This window comes from Aphanothece microscopica RSMan92, from assembly GCF_046613545.2.
In the GTDB taxonomy this organism is placed as follows: Bacteria; Cyanobacteriota; Cyanobacteriia; order PCC-6307; family Cyanobiaceae; genus NIES-981.
Window position 1 is genome coordinate 1 of sequence record NZ_JBKKKY020000268.1, and the last position, 777, is coordinate 777.

Annotated in this window: 1 protein-coding gene; it reads left to right on the forward strand. The window is 67.1% G+C overall.

Translation table 11 applies throughout. The annotated features are described in order from the left end of the window. The first annotated feature begins 101 nt into the window (after nucleotides 1-101). Nucleotides 102-719 carry an exopolysaccharide biosynthesis protein gene (locus ACLD7X_RS17425; protein WP_425625443.1) on the forward strand — a complete coding sequence of 206 codons (618 nt, stop codon included), beginning with the start codon at nucleotides 102-104 and terminating at the stop codon, nucleotides 717-719. Nucleotides 720-777 lie beyond the last annotated feature (58 nt).

Consider the following 777-nt stretch of genomic DNA (forward strand, 5'->3'; position numbering starts at 1 on the left):
CAGGGTCGCCCCCCATGAAGCCACGTTCCATGAGATCGGCGAACATCCATCCGCATCATGGGTCTCACGCCCACCATCCGCATGCGCAGCGCGCCTCGGAGATGCTGGAGGAACTGCTGCACGCCTTTCCCGGCGACAAGCCGGTGTCGATGCAGGATGTGCTGGACCGGCTGAAGAATAGGGCGTTCGGGCTGCTGCTGCTGCTGCTCGCCTTGCCCAATTGCATCCCCAACATTCCCGGCATCAGCACCATCTTCGGCGTGCTCCTCATCGCCCCGGCGCTGCAGCTGATCTTTGGCGCGGCCAAGCCCTGGCTGCCCAAGCGCGTGATGGCCTGGACGATCCAGCCCGATCACCTGCGGATGGCGATCAACGGGGCCCTGCCCGTGCTGAAGCGGATCGAGCGGCTGATCAAGCCGCGCTGGGAGGGGCTCTACGCCCGCCCGTTCCAGATCGCCTATGGCGTGCAGATCCTGATCCTCGCCGCCATCCTCATCCTGCCCATCCCGTTCGGCAACTGGCCGCCCGGCATGGCGGTGGCGTCGCTGGCGCTCGGCCTGCTTCAGCGCGACGGGGTGGCGGCCGTGGTGAGCTTTGGGTTCTTCGTCGCCAGCGTCATCATTGCGCCGCTGGGCATCGGCATGGGGCTCGCCGCGCTCGCCTGGCTCGGCAAGGAGGTCGGCGCGATCCTGGCGATGATATCCGGCCTGTTTGGCTAGCGCGCCCGGCCGAACCTGCCCATGCTGGGCGCATGGGCCATCCTTTCGGGTTCTACGA